This window comes from Lachnotalea glycerini (assembly GCF_003201285.1).
Classification (GTDB): Bacteria; Bacillota; Clostridia; order Lachnospirales; family Lachnospiraceae; genus Lachnotalea; species Lachnotalea glycerini.
The window spans coordinates 386,054-402,403 of record NZ_QICS01000003.1 but is presented as its reverse complement, the minus strand read 5'-3'; the positions used below and the strand labels follow the sequence as shown (position 1 = coordinate 402,403).

14 protein-coding genes and 1 riboswitch are annotated in these 16,350 nt (G+C 36.5%); of the genes, 12 read left to right on the top strand and 2 right to left on the bottom strand.

Going from position 1 to position 16,350, the window contains the following annotated elements; genetic code table 11:
• Positions 1-122: 122 nt before the first annotated feature.
• The gene (locus C8E03_RS09265; RefSeq protein WP_110290889.1) at positions 123-725 is read left to right on the top strand and encodes a helix-turn-helix domain-containing protein; all 603 of its coding nucleotides are present in this window, start codon (positions 123-125) and stop codon (positions 723-725) included.
• Here the strand turns inward: C8E03_RS09265 and C8E03_RS09260 are convergent, their stop codons facing one another.
• Complete coding sequence (locus C8E03_RS09260) at positions 726-1,931, bottom strand: Y-family DNA polymerase (protein ID WP_110290888.1); 1,206 nt, start codon at positions 1,929-1,931, stop codon at positions 726-728.
• A gap of 234 nt (positions 1,932-2,165) precedes the next feature.
• Positions 2,166-2,341, top strand: a riboswitch (cobalamin riboswitch).
• Positions 2,342-2,514: 173 nt separating this feature from the next.
• Here C8E03_RS09260 and C8E03_RS09255 point away from each other — a divergent pair.
• Genes C8E03_RS09255 through C8E03_RS09235 form a run of 5 tightly spaced genes read left to right on the top strand, consistent with a single transcriptional unit; the run spans position 2,515 to position 7,532 of the window.
• Positions 2,515-4,137, top strand: coding sequence for an ABC transporter substrate-binding protein (locus tag C8E03_RS09255; protein WP_110290887.1), 1,623 nt, complete (start codon positions 2,515-2,517; stop codon positions 4,135-4,137).
• Between the two features lie 9 nt (positions 4,138-4,146).
• A complete protein-coding gene (locus C8E03_RS09250; protein ID WP_110290886.1) occupies positions 4,147-5,088 on the top strand; it encodes an ABC transporter permease in 942 nt (313 codons plus the stop codon).
• The gene (locus C8E03_RS09245) at positions 5,085-5,915 is read left to right on the top strand and encodes an ABC transporter permease (RefSeq protein ID WP_110290885.1); all 831 of its coding nucleotides are present in this window, start codon (positions 5,085-5,087) and stop codon (positions 5,913-5,915) included. The genes C8E03_RS09250 and C8E03_RS09245 overlap by 4 nt, the downstream gene beginning before the upstream one ends.
• The gene (locus tag C8E03_RS09240; protein WP_110290884.1) at positions 5,915-6,850 is read left to right on the top strand and encodes an ABC transporter ATP-binding protein; all 936 of its coding nucleotides are present in this window, start codon (positions 5,915-5,917) and stop codon (positions 6,848-6,850) included. The genes C8E03_RS09245 and C8E03_RS09240 overlap by 1 nt, the downstream gene beginning before the upstream one ends.
• The gene (locus C8E03_RS09235; protein WP_110290883.1) at positions 6,843-7,532 is read left to right on the top strand and encodes an ABC transporter ATP-binding protein; all 690 of its coding nucleotides are present in this window, start codon (positions 6,843-6,845) and stop codon (positions 7,530-7,532) included. The genes C8E03_RS09240 and C8E03_RS09235 overlap by 8 nt, the downstream gene beginning before the upstream one ends.
• Before the next feature lie 45 nt (positions 7,533-7,577).
• Here C8E03_RS09235 and C8E03_RS09230 read toward each other — a convergent pair whose 3' ends face one another.
• Entirely contained in the window at positions 7,578-8,519 is a 942-nt protein-coding gene (locus tag C8E03_RS09230) for a pectinesterase family protein (protein ID WP_110290882.1), read from the bottom strand.
• Positions 8,520-8,664: 145 nt separating this feature from the next.
• On the opposite strand from C8E03_RS09230, the gene C8E03_RS09225 reads away from it, so the two are divergent.
• The 6 genes from C8E03_RS09225 (at position 8,665) to C8E03_RS09200 (ending at position 16,221) form a co-directional block, all read left to right on the top strand.
• Positions 8,665-9,183 carry a shikimate kinase gene (locus C8E03_RS09225; RefSeq protein ID WP_330410749.1) on the top strand — a complete coding sequence of 173 codons (519 nt, stop codon included), beginning with the start codon at positions 8,665-8,667 and terminating at the stop codon, positions 9,181-9,183.
• A complete protein-coding gene (locus C8E03_RS09220) occupies positions 9,180-10,718 on the top strand; it encodes a M23 family metallopeptidase (protein ID WP_110290881.1) in 1,539 nt (512 codons plus the stop codon). The genes C8E03_RS09225 and C8E03_RS09220 overlap by 4 nt, the downstream gene beginning before the upstream one ends.
• Positions 10,719-11,044: 326 nt before the next feature.
• Positions 11,045-12,337, top strand: coding sequence for a UDP-N-acetylglucosamine 1-carboxyvinyltransferase (locus C8E03_RS09215; protein WP_110290880.1), 1,293 nt, complete (start codon positions 11,045-11,047; stop codon positions 12,335-12,337).
• Positions 12,338-12,705: 368 nt separating this feature from the next.
• Complete coding sequence (locus C8E03_RS09210; RefSeq protein ID WP_110290879.1) at positions 12,706-13,662, top strand: ABC transporter permease; 957 nt, start codon at positions 12,706-12,708, stop codon at positions 13,660-13,662.
• The gene (locus C8E03_RS09205) at positions 13,662-14,525 is read left to right on the top strand and encodes a carbohydrate ABC transporter permease (RefSeq protein WP_110290878.1); all 864 of its coding nucleotides are present in this window, start codon (positions 13,662-13,664) and stop codon (positions 14,523-14,525) included. Before C8E03_RS09210 ends, C8E03_RS09205 begins: the two co-directional genes overlap by 1 nt.
• A gap of 85 nt (positions 14,526-14,610) precedes the next feature.
• Positions 14,611-16,221 (top strand): extracellular solute-binding protein, encoded by a 1,611-nt coding sequence (locus C8E03_RS09200; protein ID WP_170122957.1) that lies wholly within the window; start codon positions 14,611-14,613, stop codon positions 16,219-16,221.
• The last annotated feature ends 129 nt before the right edge of the window (positions 16,222-16,350 follow it).

Below are 16,350 nucleotides of genomic sequence, written 5' to 3'. Positions count from 1 at the left end.
CAAATGCAACGAAGGTGTGGCATCAAGTCATTAGAAAAAGTGACTTGGTGCTTTTTATATATAATAGTAAATGTTAACAATCCTATTATGTAAAAAGCAATCAAGTAGAAAAGGAGTTTTATATGAGCCACTTGGACAGAAATATTGCAGTTAATCTAAAAAGAATAAGGAAAGCAAAAAATATGAGCTTAGATATGATGGCAGAACAAACAGGTGTCAGTAAAAGTATGCTTGGACAAATTGAGAGAGGTGAATCAATTCCTACCGTATCAACGATCAGCAAGATTGTAGAGGGAATAAGGGTTTCCTTTGAAGAGCTTATTAAAACGCCGATAGAGCAGGTCAGCATAGCGGAAAAAGGAGAACTTACGAAAATAAGAGACATTCCCAATAATTGCCGTGTATATGTCTATTTTTCATATGACATGAAAAGAAGCTTTGAAATATACCTAATAGAAATAGACCCAAATGGAGAATATAAAACAGGATCTCATGGAGAGAATACATATGAATGCATTACGGTTTCAAACGGAGAGCTTACTCTAATAGTCAATCAGGAGCAATATAAGATTCAGAAAAATAATTCAATCAAGTTTGCAGCCAATCAAGAGCATACCTATCGAAATAACAGTGATAAAATACTGTATATACATGTTGTGCTTTATTGGGATCAGCATGAGTCAATTGAATTATTTCCTCAAACAAACAGAGTCTCAAGTATATAGTTATTCTTTGCCGCTTGGAGTATTAAGAAAGCTGCCGCGTACAATGGCAGAGTTTCCGTATTTATTTTTAATTAAATCCATTGCCTTTTCTGCTTTTAATTGTTTTTCACTCACAACAGTATCAAACAGAGTCATCTGAACAGGCTCATCCTCATGAACCAGCTTAGAGGTTCTGACACCGAGCAGCCGAACCGGATTATGATTCCATAGCTCACTTATTAAAATACAGGAAGCATGATAAAGCTGCTCGGTTGTATTAGCAGGAGTAGTAAGCTGCATTTGATGGGATACTGTAGAAAAGTCATTATATTTAATTTCCACACTTATCATGCCAGCAAGCTGATTGGAAAGACGCAATCGCTTTGAGACTTGTTCAGCCAGTCCTAGTAGAACGTGGTTAATTTCTTCAGAGGTAACAGCATCAAATGATAGAGTTATGGAATTGCCGATTCCCTTTAAATTGACCTGTGAGGGCATGACAGGTGAATCATCAATGCCATTGGCATATTGCCAAAGCAGTTGACCGTGACTTTTTAGATGCAGGGTAATCAATTTGGGAGAAGTAGCCGCCAAATCACCTATGGTATGAATACCTAGCATGTTTAACGTTTTGACGCTGGCTTTTCCTGCCATATATAATTCACCTACAGGCATAGGCCACATTTTATCTTTTATTTCATTTAAAAAAAGTGTATGCACCAAGTTAGGCTTCTTAAAATCAGAAGCCATTTTTGCGAGTAATTTATTGGGAGCTATGCCTATGTTAACAGTGAAACCAAGCTCCTCGTAAATTCGATTTTTAATCATAGTAGCAGCAATTACAGAAGAAGAATATTGATGGGCGATAGGGGTAAAATCAAGAAAACCTTCATCAATACTAAGCTGCTCAATATCAGGAGAATATTCTGCCAACAAATCAAATAATTTCTTACTATATTCCTTATAAAGTTCATGATTAGGCGGCTCAATCACAAGTGTGGGACATTTTCGTAAGGCTTGAGCAATTGGTTCTCCAGTTTGTATCTGATACGTTTTTGCAGGAACCGATTTGGCAAGCACAATTCCGTGACGGCTTTCTCTGTTTCCACCAATGATAGAAGGTATAGAGCGAAGGTCCATGCAGCCGGGGTCGACAATTAAGTTATTTACCGCACTCCAACTAAGAAAAGCTGAATTAACATCTATATGAAAAATGATTCGATCCATACTATATCACCGCCAGTTAATATCTGTGTCATACGTTTAAGTTTATATAGCCCTTGCGTTTAAAGTATTGACACTCATAATTTTTATTATTATACTACAAAATATTAATTGGCACAAATGAGACATTTATGAAAGGTAATTTTCCACTTTTTATTAGTTAAAACGATGTGATACTTAAAAATAAATTATGATTGATATAACAATGTATTTATGTTATGCTTGCTTTGCATAATTAAATATTGTTCAATATTAAGCGTTTATAATAGGGAATCAGGTGCAAATCCTGAGCGATCCGGTCACTGTAAGCAGGGAGTAATATCTTTAAATCCATTGTATGAATATTCATATGAGAAGGGAAGATAAAGCGATAATCTGTAAGCCAGGAAACCTGCTTAATATGTAGAGATGAAGCCTCCGTGTAAGGCATCGCATCTAAAAGATTCGTTTGAAACTTTTATTTGCATGCCTGTTTTCTGAAATTTGGAAAGCAGGTTTTTTGTAAGCCGCTCGGCGCAAGAGCGTAAGCAAATTTAACGCTTTCTTCTTCAGGGAGGAATTATGCAAACAAAGGAGGAAAAGGAATATGACAAACAAGAATGTATTTCGAAAAATTCTATCATTGTTGATAATGTCAACTTTAGTATTATCATTATCTGCGTGTCAGAAATCAGATCAGATAACAACTGAAACTACCGAAACCACAAATACTACAAATACAGATACGAAACAGGAAGAGTCATCAGGTACACAGGTAAACCCAGATGATGAAATTGTTTTGGCGGGGTATCGAAACATAGCACCTGGTATCGAAGATGCTTACTATTGTAGTGTTATACTTTATGTATGGGAACCATTAGTTACAATGGATGAAAATGGAGAACCCGTTGGAAAGCTTGCAAAAAGCTGGGATATGAGTGAGGATGCTAAAACATGGACATTTAATCTTCAAGAAGGTGTAACATTCCATGATGGAGAAGCATTTAATGCAGACGCGGTTTTGTATAATTTTGATCGTATGAGATCAGAGGTAAAGACATCCGGTTTTTACAATCTAAATATAGACAGCTTTTATCCAAATCTGGACGAGGTTACAAAAATAGATGATTATACCGTTCAGCTTACATTTAAAGAAGCATCCCCAAGTCTTTTATATACTATGACTAACTTTGGAAGTGCGATGTACAGCCCCAAGTGTTTTGACGATAATTATAACTTTACCGGCATAGCTCAGGGAACCGGACCTTTTAAAATTACTGAGAATGTAAAAGACCAGTATGTTCTTTTGGAACGCAATGAGGATTATTGGGGAGAAAAGGCAATTGCCAAATCAATCCGTGTAAAAACAATTCCTGATGTGAATACCAGATATTCCGCATTAAAATCAGGTGAAATTATGGGTGTCATTGATTTAAAAGCAATTACTCCTTCTCTGGCAACCGAGCTTGTAACAGATTCTCAATTTGCTATTACTACAACAAATTCTACAATGATTGATTTCTTGTGCCTCAATGGTACAAAGGCACCGTTTAATGATGTCAGATTGAGAAAAGCAGTAAGTCTAATGATTGACAGAGATGCGATTGCCAACCAGATTTATGCAGGCTATGCATCACCCACCACAAATATATTAAACTACAGTACACCATTTTATAAAGAGTATCCGGTGGAATATGACGTTGAGCAGGCCAAAGCACTTGCAAAGGAAGTTCTTGGTGATGCAACAGTTGATGTAAAATATCTGGTTCAACAGGATAATGCAGAGCAGAAAGCAGAAGCTGAACTGATTGCAGCAATTCTTCCTGAAATTGGAATTAATGTAACCATTGAATCCTATGACTGGGCAACAATAAAGGATATGATGACAAAAGGTGATTACGAAATTGCAAGATCTCAGCAGGGATTATCGAACATGGAAGCAATCACTATATTCAAGCGTTTTATGTATTCTACCGGTGACCAGAATATTACTTATAGCTTAGGATGCCAAGATACCAAGATTGATGGTTTGATTGATCAGGCTGATGCAGAAATTGATATGTCAAAACGACAGGAAATTTATGACGAGCTTCAGAATATTTCTGTAGAGCAGCAGAATGTGGTTCCTCTATTTAATGAAAAGACCCTGATGGTTTATAACAAAAAGCTTACAGGCTATGAGGCACAGATTTATGGAATCGATCTACCTAAAATTGGCTGGGCAGAGTAAGGAGAAAACATGATCCGATATACAGGGAAACGGTTCATATCCGTCATACCGGTTATCATTGGAATTTCTATTATCGCTTTTATGCTGGGACTCATAACACCAGGAGATCCTGCGGCCATGGCATTGGGAAGAGATGGTGTTTCCCAAGTCACTCCTCAGCTATTAGAAAACAAAAGACAAGAGTTGGGACTTGATCAGCCTGGACTCATTCAGTACTTAAATTGGGCGAAAAAGGCCATCAAAGGAGATTTGGGAAAGTCCTATGTAGATCACACATCGGTTAGCGGCGAAATACTTCGCCGCCTTCCGGTGACACTTACACTCTCTGGATACACAATGCTCCTTGTATGTGTATTTGGTCTGCTTTTTGGGGTGTATTCCGCTGCTTATTTGAATAGAATTCCTGATGTAATTATGAAATTTATTATGAATCTGTTGATGGCTTTCCCAGCTTTTTGGCTGGGAATTATATTGATTATTGTATTTGGAGAGAATTTAAAGCTTTTACCAACTAACGGAATCGATGGGATTTCGTCTTTTATCCTTCCATCCGTTACACTTGCCAGCGCCAATATCGCTATGACTGGCAGATTAATGCGGTCATCTATGCTAGAAGAATTCGGAAAGCAATATATGCTGGCTGCGGATGCGAAAGGAATAAGACGAACACAAATTTTGTTGTTTCACGCTTTACCTAATGCAATGCTGCCTGTTATTACTTATCTGGGAAGCTGTCTGGGCGGTATTCTGGGTGGTTCTGCTGTAATCGAGACAATTTTTTCTCTTCCCGGTATTGGCAGTTATGTTTTAGAGGCAATACATGCAAGAGATTATCCAATCATTCAGGGATATGTATTATTTATGGGAGTAGTTTATGTAATTATTTCTCTTGGCATTGATTTGCTTTGCGCATTGTTAAATCCGAAAATGAGATTGGGAGGAAAAGCATGAAAAAAAAGCAAATGATACCTGGGATACTGGGTGTGATTCTCCTTTTTGTTATCATAGTATGCAGCATTTTTGCCCCTATCTTGGCACCGAGCAATCCGTATGCTGTTGATATGACGCAAACACTTATGCCACCTTCACGTCAACACCTAATGGGTACGGATATTCTTGGACGAGATATGCTAAGCCGTATCTTGTATGGCGGAAGAAGTTCTATGCTTATAGCTTTGGCAGCCACTGCTGCTTCCATGCTAATTGGTATGATGATAGGAACATTATCTGCATATTACGGTGGTCTGGTTGACGAAGTGCTTATGGTAATTTTGAATATATTTCAAGGTCTTCCAGGTACTAGTTTAATGATAGCTATAGCAGGAATTATGGGATCAAGTATGAAAAGTCTTATGATTGCGCTTGTTATTACAAGCTGGACAGGATTTGCCAGAATTGTGAGAACGGAAGTATTAAAACTAAAGACAGAAAATTTTATCGAAGGTCTAAAATGCCTGGGAGCAAGCAATGGTACGATTATACGAAAGCATGTGATTCCAAACATGAAAGGTAATACGATTGTCTTATTTGCAACCAGAATGGGAAGATGTATTCTTTCCATAGCCGCGTTAAGTTTTCTGGGACTGGGCGTCCAGCCTCCTACTCCTGATTGGAGCGTGATGATAAGTGATGCCAGAATGAATTTTCGTTCGTCTCCTCACCTTATTATTATCCCAGGCTTATGCATGTTTCTTTTACTTTTGAGTATTAATCTGATAGGAGATATGCTAAGAGATATTTTTGATAAAAAAACGGGAGAGGCTGGAGGTTATCAGTGATGAGAGATATCAGACTGGATCAAGTTGAAATACGTTTTCCGGTAAAAGAGGGGTTTGTTGAGGCAGCCGTCGGAGTTACTACTACGTTTCAATCCGGTGAAATAACCGCAATTATAGGTGAGAGCGGCTGTGGAAAATCTGTATTAGGACTGGCGATTTTGGGGCTTCTTCCAATTTATGCACAGATATCGGGTTCTATATGGCTTGGCGAAAATGATTTATTTCGGATGTCTCCAAAACAAATGCGAAATCTCAGAGGAAGAGAAATTGGGTTCATCGCTCAAAATCCAGCAGACTCTTTAAATCCTGTAAGAAAAATAAAAGGTCAACTCATGGAAGCAATTCGGCTAAGTCAAGGTGATTTTTCTGAACATAATAAAAAACTTTATGGATTATTGAAAGATTTTGGATTTCCAAAGGAACAGTTAACACGGGTTCTACAGTCTTATCCGTTTCAATTAAGCGGTGGTATGAAGCAAAGAATATCCTCCGCTATGGGGATTGCCTCTGATGCGAATTGGATATTGGCCGATGAGCCTTCAAAAGGATTAGATTATGATTTGCGCGAGCAGACATATGAAAATCTAAGACAGATAAAAAAGCATGGAGTAGAAGGAATGATAATCATTACTCATGATATTGTTCTTGCAGAAAAGCTGTGTGATAGTGTGGCAGTGATGTATAGCGGTCAGATAATTGAAAAAGGGAAAAATGTGTTAAGTAATCCCAGACATCCTTATACAAAAGGTCTTTTGGATTCATTTCCATCCCACGGAATGCATGCAATGGAAGGAAAGTCGCCGGCGCCGGGGGAAATTATGCTAGGGTGCAGATTCGCATCCAGATGTAGTAAAGCTATGCCTGTATGCAGAAAGCAGTCACCAACAGAATATGGGAATAATGAGGAAATGGTAAGGTGTTTTCTATATGATTGAGATGAAAAATGTATCAAAAAAGTGGCAAAAAAACGAGACACAGGTTTTGAATGATGTAAGTTTAAAGATCCATGAGGGAGACTCCATAGGTCTTATGGGTTCAAGCGGCAGTGGCAAAAGCACATTGGCAAGAATTCTTTTGCTTTTGGAACCGTTCAATGAAGGGGAAATTTATTACCGTGGGGTGAGACTTGACATAAAGAATAAGAGACAGATAAAACAGTATCGGCGTGAGGTTCAGTATATTTCCCAACATCCGGAGTCTTTTTTTGATCCAAACTGGACATTGGGAAAAAGCGTTATGGAAGCAGTTGCTATCCATCACTTGAACCGTACGGATACAAAAGAAAAGATTCAAAAGTTAATTCATGCTTTGAAATTAAATGAGGCGATTCTAAACCGATATCCTTACCAAGTAAGTGGAGGCGAAATCCAAAGAGCTGCATTATGCAGAGCACTGTTATTAGAACCAAAAGTACTAATATTAGATGAGGCCACCTCTATGCTTGACATTTCTGTTCAGGCTCAAATTTTAAATATTTTAAAGCAGATACAAAAAAAACGTAATCTGACATTTCTATTTATCTCTCATGATACAGAGGTTGCTTTTTGGTTTGCGAATCAAGTGCTGCAGTTAGAGAAAGGAAAACTATCCATACTAACTGACAATCACTCAAATTAACGGTTGAACCTTATGATCCATTCAAAAACACTTTTTAAAATAAGTTTATTTAAAAACATTATCTTTAGAAAATATCTTAGCTTCCTCTTCGTTTAGGATTTTTACCCAAGGTGCTCTGGCTTTGTCATTTGCTCCTGGACCATAGCTATTGTATTCGGCAAAGAATGTAGTAGCATGTGAATCTGTTTTATTCCAATCATGAAAACCTTCCCTTTTAATATGTGCACCCATTTCACAATTCATAAATACCGCCTTGGCATAATTACGCCATGGGCGGCCTAAGTATACGCTTTCCTTGGGACAATCTCCTATCAAGTGGCAATGATTGAAAACATACCCAAATTCCTGCTCTTGGGGAGTAGATGGAGCAGTGACATAGCCGTTTACTTCCTGATTAATATTTTGAGAAAAGATTTCACAATTATCAAAGTAAGCAGTTGCACTTCCGAAAATAAAATCAATGTCACCTTGAATGTAGCAATTCTCATATAATTGGCGGCTATTGATTCTAGGAGCGAATTCTTTTGGACCTGTAAAGCCGCCTGGCTCAATCACCGTTGGGGGTAAAGGGCCTGTAAACAAAGTGTCCTGACTTCCAAGAAAAGAGCAATTTTTAAAAGTGAGAAAATCCCCTTCTGCATAAACAGCTATTGCCTGACCTACATCTTTACCAAGTCCTGAGGAATTTACAAAGGTGAGATTTTCGGCTGTTATATTTTTTCCATCCAAAAATACGCTGTAGGTACGAAAGGTTCTTCGAAGAGAACCGTCCTCCATTTTCATTTTTGCATAATAATCATTGGTTATAATCGTATTTTCACGATTTTCACCAATCAAAGCAATATTGGGTCTTGTAATTTCAATTCTTTCTTTATAAATACCGGCTTTTATAAATAATTGTATTGGGCTTGTATCTTTTTCTACAGAAGCTAATGCAGCTTCAATTGATGTGAAATCTCCTTGCCCGTTTGGGTCAATAGTAATCATAAGCTTAAATCCTCTCCTTTATTTGTCTTTTTCATCTTTCATCTGTTGGTTTTCCAGATATTTGCTAAATAGTATAACATAATTTAAAAGATAGTACTTGATATTTTACGTAATTTTTAATAACATATTAAATAAGAGTTACCATATGAGAAAGATGAGGATAGAAATGGATAATTTGATAATAATTGGAATGCCCGGAGTTGGAAAAAGTACGGTAGGAGTTATTTTGGCAAAGGTTTTGGGATATCAGTTTATAGATTCGGATTTAGTAATACAAGAAAGAAAAAAAAGACTTTTACATGAAATAATATCAGCAGAAGGTGTACAAGGCTTTATTGAAATAGAAAATCAGATTAACGCTTCCTTACAGGTTCATCGGGCAGTCATTGCGACAGGAGGCAGCGCAGTATATGGGAAAGAAGCAATGGCAAATTTTAAGAGCATAGGTAAGATTATTTATTTAAAGCTATCTTATGAACAGATTGAAGAGCGTTTAAGTGATATTAAAGGAAGGGGTGTAGCTTTAAGAGATGGACAAACCTTGAAAGATTTGTATGAGGAAAGAACCATGCTGTATGATAAGTATGCAGATATCATAATTAATGAGGAAAATTTAACCGTGGAAGAAACGATTACAACCATAACAGAGGCTATTAATATATGAAGAGACTAACAAAATTTAGCAGTAAAATTAAATTTACATATGCAGTCAGTGCGTTTTCCACTTGCATTTTTATGCTGCTTGCAAACCCTATTACCAGCAACCGGGGTGATAAAGACGGAACTTTTTATCGTGTTGTAATAAATGGAAAGCAACAAGGTAGTGTACTTTTAGAGCAGACGGCCACAGATATCGTCACAGAGGTTAGAAAGCAGCTTGCGGCGCAATCACAAGATATTGTCTATATGGATTATCAACTGGATATCATTGCAGATAAAAAATTGATTGGGAAAATAGATGATATGGAGGCTGTGAAGAAGAATGTATATAATGAGTTGAATGCGAGCATAGTAGAAACAAAGCAAAAGGCGTATACTGTTAAAATTGATGATTTTTCCATAACATTACCAAGTAAGGAGGCAGTAATAGAACTTTTAAATGCTGCAAAAAATAAATATGACGAGAAAAATGAATTTTCGATTGAACTTGTCTTAGAGGAGAATAAAGAGCTTGATGTAATGGAACCAAGTATTGTCAAAATGGAAAAATCCAAGAACCAAGCAGATACAGTTGGCAACACGGAGGCAGCCGCTGGTGAGGTTCTAACGACAGATGACACGTCTTTGCAGGATCAGGCGAAAGAGGATGGAATTCTTTCGATTGGCTTTGAAGAGGAAGTTGAAGTGGTTGAAACCTATGTGCCTGTTGAGTCTATTTTGGATTTAGATACTGCTATTAGTATGGTTACTAATGATCAGGAGCAAAATAAGATATACGAGGTAGCATCAGGAGATTGCCTATCCGTAGTAGCCGAAAAAAATAACACTACCGTTGCTAAAATCGTTGAAATGAATGAGCAGTTGGATGCAGATTCAGTAATTCAAATTGGAGATGAAATCGTGGTTACGGTACCTGAACCTGAGCTATCAGTTCTTGTAGCAGAGCAAACAACCTATGAGGAGGAATATGAGGTTGCGGTTGAATACATAGAAAATGACAGTTGGTACACCACGAAGCAGGAGGTAAAACAAGAAGGAAGTACAGGTTACCGGGAAGTAACAGCTAAGATAACCAAGAGAAATGGGGAAGAAACAAATCGAGAAGTATTAAATGAAGATGTAATTACAGAGGCAGTTCCTACCATTATAGAGATAGGAACGCAAGAGCCACCTACGTTTATAAAGCCAATTACAGGAGGAAATTTTTCATCTGGTTTTGGAAAAAGATGGGGAAAAATGCACAAAGGAATCGATTGGTCATGCCCGATTGGAACCGCAGTCAAGGCTTCATGCGGTGGACAGGTTGTAAGTGCTGGTTGGTCTAATGGCTATGGCTATTGTATCACCATTAAGCACTCCGATGGAAAACAAACCAGATATGGTCATTTAAGTAAAATACTTGTGAGTGCAGGAGATAATGTATCACAGGGTGAAAAAATAGCACTTAGCGGAAATACGGGAAGAAGTACAGGACCGCATATTCATTTTGAAATAATTGAAAATGGAAGTCAAGTAAATCCATTAAATTACTTGAATTGATTTTCAGATATTGCAAATGCTTTATATAGAGTAAATTTATTCTATATAAAGCATTTTTGGTAAAAATTATGTTAGCAGACTGGCCAGTTTATGAATATAATTATGAAGAATGATACTTTATAATATGTATGTTTTTATAGTAAAATTTTTTGAAAAAAAAGCAATAGTTTTACTAAGAAGTTGTTGCCATATTACATGTTTTGATGTACTATAGTATAATGTGTGTAAAGTAAAAAGATGTATTATGGCATTTGATAAAAGTATAATAGACATTAGATGAAATTATAAATAAATTAAGTAAATTGGAATTTAATATGAGGTGTATTATGGAACAGTATATTATAAAGGGCGGTAATCCACTGGTTGGAGAAGTGGAAATAGGCGGTGCTAAAAATGCTGCACTTGCAATACTAGCAGCATCCATTATGACAGATGAGACAGTTTTGATAGATAACATGCCGGATGTTAGGGATATTAATGTTTTGTTACAGGCAATTGAGGAAATCGGTGCAAGTGTTGACAGAGTAGACAGACATACAGTTAAGATAAACGGTTCAAATATAAAAGGTACAACGATTGATAATGAGTATATAAAGAAGATAAGGGCGTCCTATTATTTAATTGGAGCCTTGCTTGGAAAATATAAAAGAGCTGAGGTAGCTTTACCAGGTGGGTGCAACATAGGAAGCAGACCAATAGACCAGCATATTAAAGGATTTAAAGCATTAGGAACAGAAGTGTCAATTGAACATGGTTTGATAAAGACCAAAGCAGATAATTTGGTCGGAAGTCATATTTATCTTGATGTGGTATCTGTTGGAGCAACCATCAATATTATGATGGCGGCTGCTATGGCATATGGCAGCACGATTATTGAGAATGCAGCAAAGGAGCCACATATCGTTGATGTAGCTAACTTCTTAAATAGTATGGGTGCTAATATTAAGGGAGCAGGAACAGATGTGATTCGAATTCTTGGAGTAGAAAAGCTACACAAAAGTGAATATTCTATTATCCCTGATCAAATAGAAGCAGGAACTTTCATGTTGGCAGCAGCAGCTACAATGGGTGATGTAACAGTTAAAAAGGTGATACCAAAGCATCTGGAGGCAATTACAGCTAAATTGGTTGAAATGGGTTGTGAAGTGGAGGAACTTGATGACGCTGTGCGTGTGGTAGCAGCAAAAAGGTTAGAGCATACCCATGTCAAGACATTACCATATCCCGGATTTCCGACAGATATGCAGCCTCAATTCTCTGTTACGCTGGCTGTATCTGTAGGGACAAGTATAGTGACAGAAAGTATTTTTGAAAACCGATTTAAATATGTAGATGAGCTTACCAGAATGGGAGCTAGTATTAAGGTAGAAGGTAATACTGCTATCATCGATGGTGTTATGAAATTAACAGGAGCACAGGTCAATGCTCCGGATCTAAGAGCAGGTGCTGCTTTAGTAATTGCAGGTCTGGCAGCAGAGGGCTATACTACCGTAGAGGATATTATTTATATTGAACGGGGTTACGAAGACTTTGATGAGAAGCTTCGCAGTCTTGGAGGAAATATAGATAAGGTCGAAACGGAAAAAGATATACAAAAATTTAAACTGAAAATTGGTTAATATATAAATAAATGCAAGGAGCTGAAATAATAACAGCTTCTTGTTTTTTTATTGCCTTGACCGCTTTTTTCTTATTTCGCTTATTTTATGAATATTAATAGCAATTTTGAATAAAATTTGAGTAACTGGGCATTCATCATAAATGACTAAGCAAAATATGCGATAAAATTATACAAAATTAACAAATAATACGTAGAAACTATTATGTGTGAATGCTATATTTTAAACAAGATAAGTAATTTGCTACAAATAAGGTGATTTGTATTGTAAATATTTGATATTTTGACATTACCTTAAGTTCATTTGTATATTGAACGAATTCAGTGATGAGAAACTATCGACCAATAGAAAAACAAGGAGGAAGATGTATGCGTGAGAAGTCAGATACTGCAATACAAAAAAACATAGGAAAAAAGAAGAAAAAAGTCGCAGCAAAAACATATATAAGAAACAATTACCAATTGTATATGATGCTAGTGCTCCCGGTAATATATCTTATTTTATTTAAGTATAAACCAATGATAGGAGTAGTGGCTGCCTTTAAAAATTATAATGTATTTCGAGGTGTTTGGGGAAGCCCTTGGACCGGGTTAAGCCATTTTAAGGAAGCCTTTGCTTCAAATGATTTCTGGATGGCATTGAAAAATACACTCATTTTAAATGTTGGAGATATTATAATTAGTTTTCCTATACCGATTATTTTGGCCTTATTTCTGTATGAATTGAATAGCAAAGTGATTAAAAAATCCACGCAGGTTATATTATATCTTCCATATTTTTTCTCATGGGTTATTATAGCGGGTATTGTTAATCAATTATGCTCTAATGGTGGAATGATCAATAATATAATTACAGCCTTTGGTGGAAAGAGTATAAACTTCCTTACAGTTCCATGGATGTGGCAGGCTGTTTATTGGATATCAGGGTTATGGCAGGGTGCAGGATATGGATTGATTATTTATTTGGCTGCTCTTAGTGGTGCAGATCCTAGCCTTGGTGAGGCAGCATATATTGATGGAGCTGGTAGATTTAAAAGAATCTGGTATGTTACAATACCACAAATTAAAGGAACAATTTCAGTTATGTTAATTATGAAATTAGGACAAGTGGTATCGATTGGCTTTGATCGCCCTTATATGATGAGTAACACCTTAGTTAAGAGTGTGTCAGATGTTATCAGCACCTATGTTTATTCTGTTGGTTTGCAATCAGCGCGCTTTGATTTTGCAACTGCAGTAGGATTATTTCAATCAGTAGTAGGTGTTTTGTTACTCTTGATTGTAAATGCTATGGCAAAAAAATTCGGTGAGGAGGGTGTTATTTAATGGAAATCAATAGTAGGTCTTCTAGAATTTTTCAATTGGTATCGGGAGTAATCTTTGTGCTAATTTGTGCGTTAACACTGATTCCGGTATTGCGTGTAATTGCTATTTCATTTAGTTCGAAATCAGCTATTTTGGCAGGGCAGGTATTTGTATTTCCAGTAGGTTTTACTATGGAAGCTTATCATAAGGTTTTTGGAAATATCAATTTCTTGCGCTCCTTTGTGTATACCATTGTATTAACGTTGGGATTTACGGCTATATCTATGATGATGACAATTTTAGCAGCATATCCTCTTTCCAAAAAAGGCTTAAAGGGTGGCAGCATCATTATGACACTGTTTGTTCTGACTATGTATTTTGATCCGGGGACAATTCCAACTTATTTAAATGTAAAAAGTTTTGGATTAATTAATACTGCATGGAGCTTAATTATCCCAGGATCTTTGAGTGCATATAATTTAATTATAATGCGTTCGTTTTTCACTTCCATTGATAAGTCACTCTATGAATCTGCTTATATAGATGGCTGCTCTGAATGGAAAGCATTGTATAAAATAGCCGTTCCATTATCTGTGCCGGCCATAGCAACTTTAAGCTTGTTTTATGCAGTCTGGCGTTGGAATAATGTGAGTGACGTTTTGTATTATATCAACAAATCAAATTTATATACAGTTCAGATGATGTTAAAACAGATGATTGACTCAGTTAAAATATCACTACTGGAAGGTAAAACAAGTCAGCTGGCAGCGGATAACATTAAAGCGGCAAGTATTGTGATTTCTATGACGCCGATGTTGATCGCTTATCCATTTATCCAGAAATATTTTACAAAAGGTATCATGCTTGGTGCCGTAAAAGGTTAGATTTAGCTAAATTTTAAACGTATTCTAATCACAATCAGTGATTAAAATAAAAGTAAAATCACATTTTTTTATGGAGGAAAAAACAATGGTTAGAAAAAGTTTATTGAAATGCACTGGTTTCTTACTCACAGCAGTGTTAACTGCAAGTATGCTTACCGCATGTGGTTCCAACACCGATAGCGGTTCAACAACGGCTACAGACAATGGTACTACAGCATCAAATGATACCGACAATGGGGAAACACAAGAAATCAATGTTATGATTTGGGACCGTGGTTCTTCGGCACCAGGAACATCAAATGAAGAAAATGAAATGACTAAATGGATTCAAGAACAGGTTTTAGAAGCTTGTAATGTAAAAGTTAATTTTGTTGCTGTTCCAAGATCAGGTTCCGATGATAAGTTGAATGTAATGATGGCAGGCGGAAATGCTCCAGATATTGTTTTCTCATACAACCAAAGCATTTTTAGCAATTTCGCATCAAACGGTGGTCTGGCAGATTTGACAGATGCTTATGCAAAGTATGGCACCGATATTCAAACTAATATTGGTAATATTCAATATATGGGAGTGGTAGATAATAAGCAATATGCCATTATGAAAAGAAGAGGACAGCAAGTTCCGCGACATGTTTCTTATATCAGAAAAGATTGGCTGGATGCACTTGGTTTAAGCATTCCAAAAACAAAAGAAGAATTGTTCACAGTTTTGGAAGCTTTTAAAGAAAAAAATCCCGGCAACGTTTCAGATGTAGTTCCTTGGGCGATGGGTGGATCAACAGATACAGAAAAATTTTACCTAAGCTTTGTAGGTTCTTATGTTGCAGAATTGTCAGAGGAAGATGCATACGTATATGCTGAAAATTATAAGGTATTTGCAGATGGTGCGATTGATGGTCTTAAGAAGTTAAATGAGTTATATAACAAGGGATTGATAACACAGGATTTTGCAACAGATACCACTACTGATATTTTTAAACAGGATGTAAGTGCTGGTAATGCTGGTTTTATATTGGCTGATGCAACGGAAATTTTCGATTTAATTCCTACTTTACAGTCCAGTGTAGATGGGGCAGAATTTGTACCTCTCAATTGCTTTGATACGCCAGAAGGTGAATATATAAATCCAACAGAGCCACTATATGGTATGTATGTTATGGTTCCAAAAACAAGTGAATCTAAAGCAGATGCTTGTGTAAAATATTTAAACTGGTTATCAGATGCAACAAATGCAGAGAATGTTATGTATACTCCTGAACATACATTAGATAGTGCCGGAGTTCCGGTATCTATGTTACAAGATGAATTAAATGAAAAAGGATATCCTGGTAACATTGCAGATTACAATATCGTTAATGACCATTTTAGCTTTGTTGATAACAAGGACAGTGTTGTAGATCAGTGGGCTAACACATATAATTTCTTATCAACAGATTGGTTTAATAGCTTATATACTGTTATGAATACCAATCAGTACCTATATCCTACGTATCCTGTTGTACTGGAGTCTGAAACAACTTATGGAGCAAAATTGAGTACTATGGCAATTGAGTATGCTTATAAGCTGATAAGCTGCAAATCAGATGAATTTGATTCTTTACAGCAATCAGAATACAAGAAACTGGTTACCGCTGGCTTAGAGACAGTATTAAATGATAGACGTGCATATTATGAGCAAAATGTTGCGAAAAAGTAAAGCCAAATAAATAAAACATATAAACAAGAAAGTTTATTGGGAAGAGTGAGGCAGCATAAAAGCTATCTCACTCTTTCATTATACAATAAGAATTTCATTTCATTTTCTATTATATAAAAGCTGAAAAAT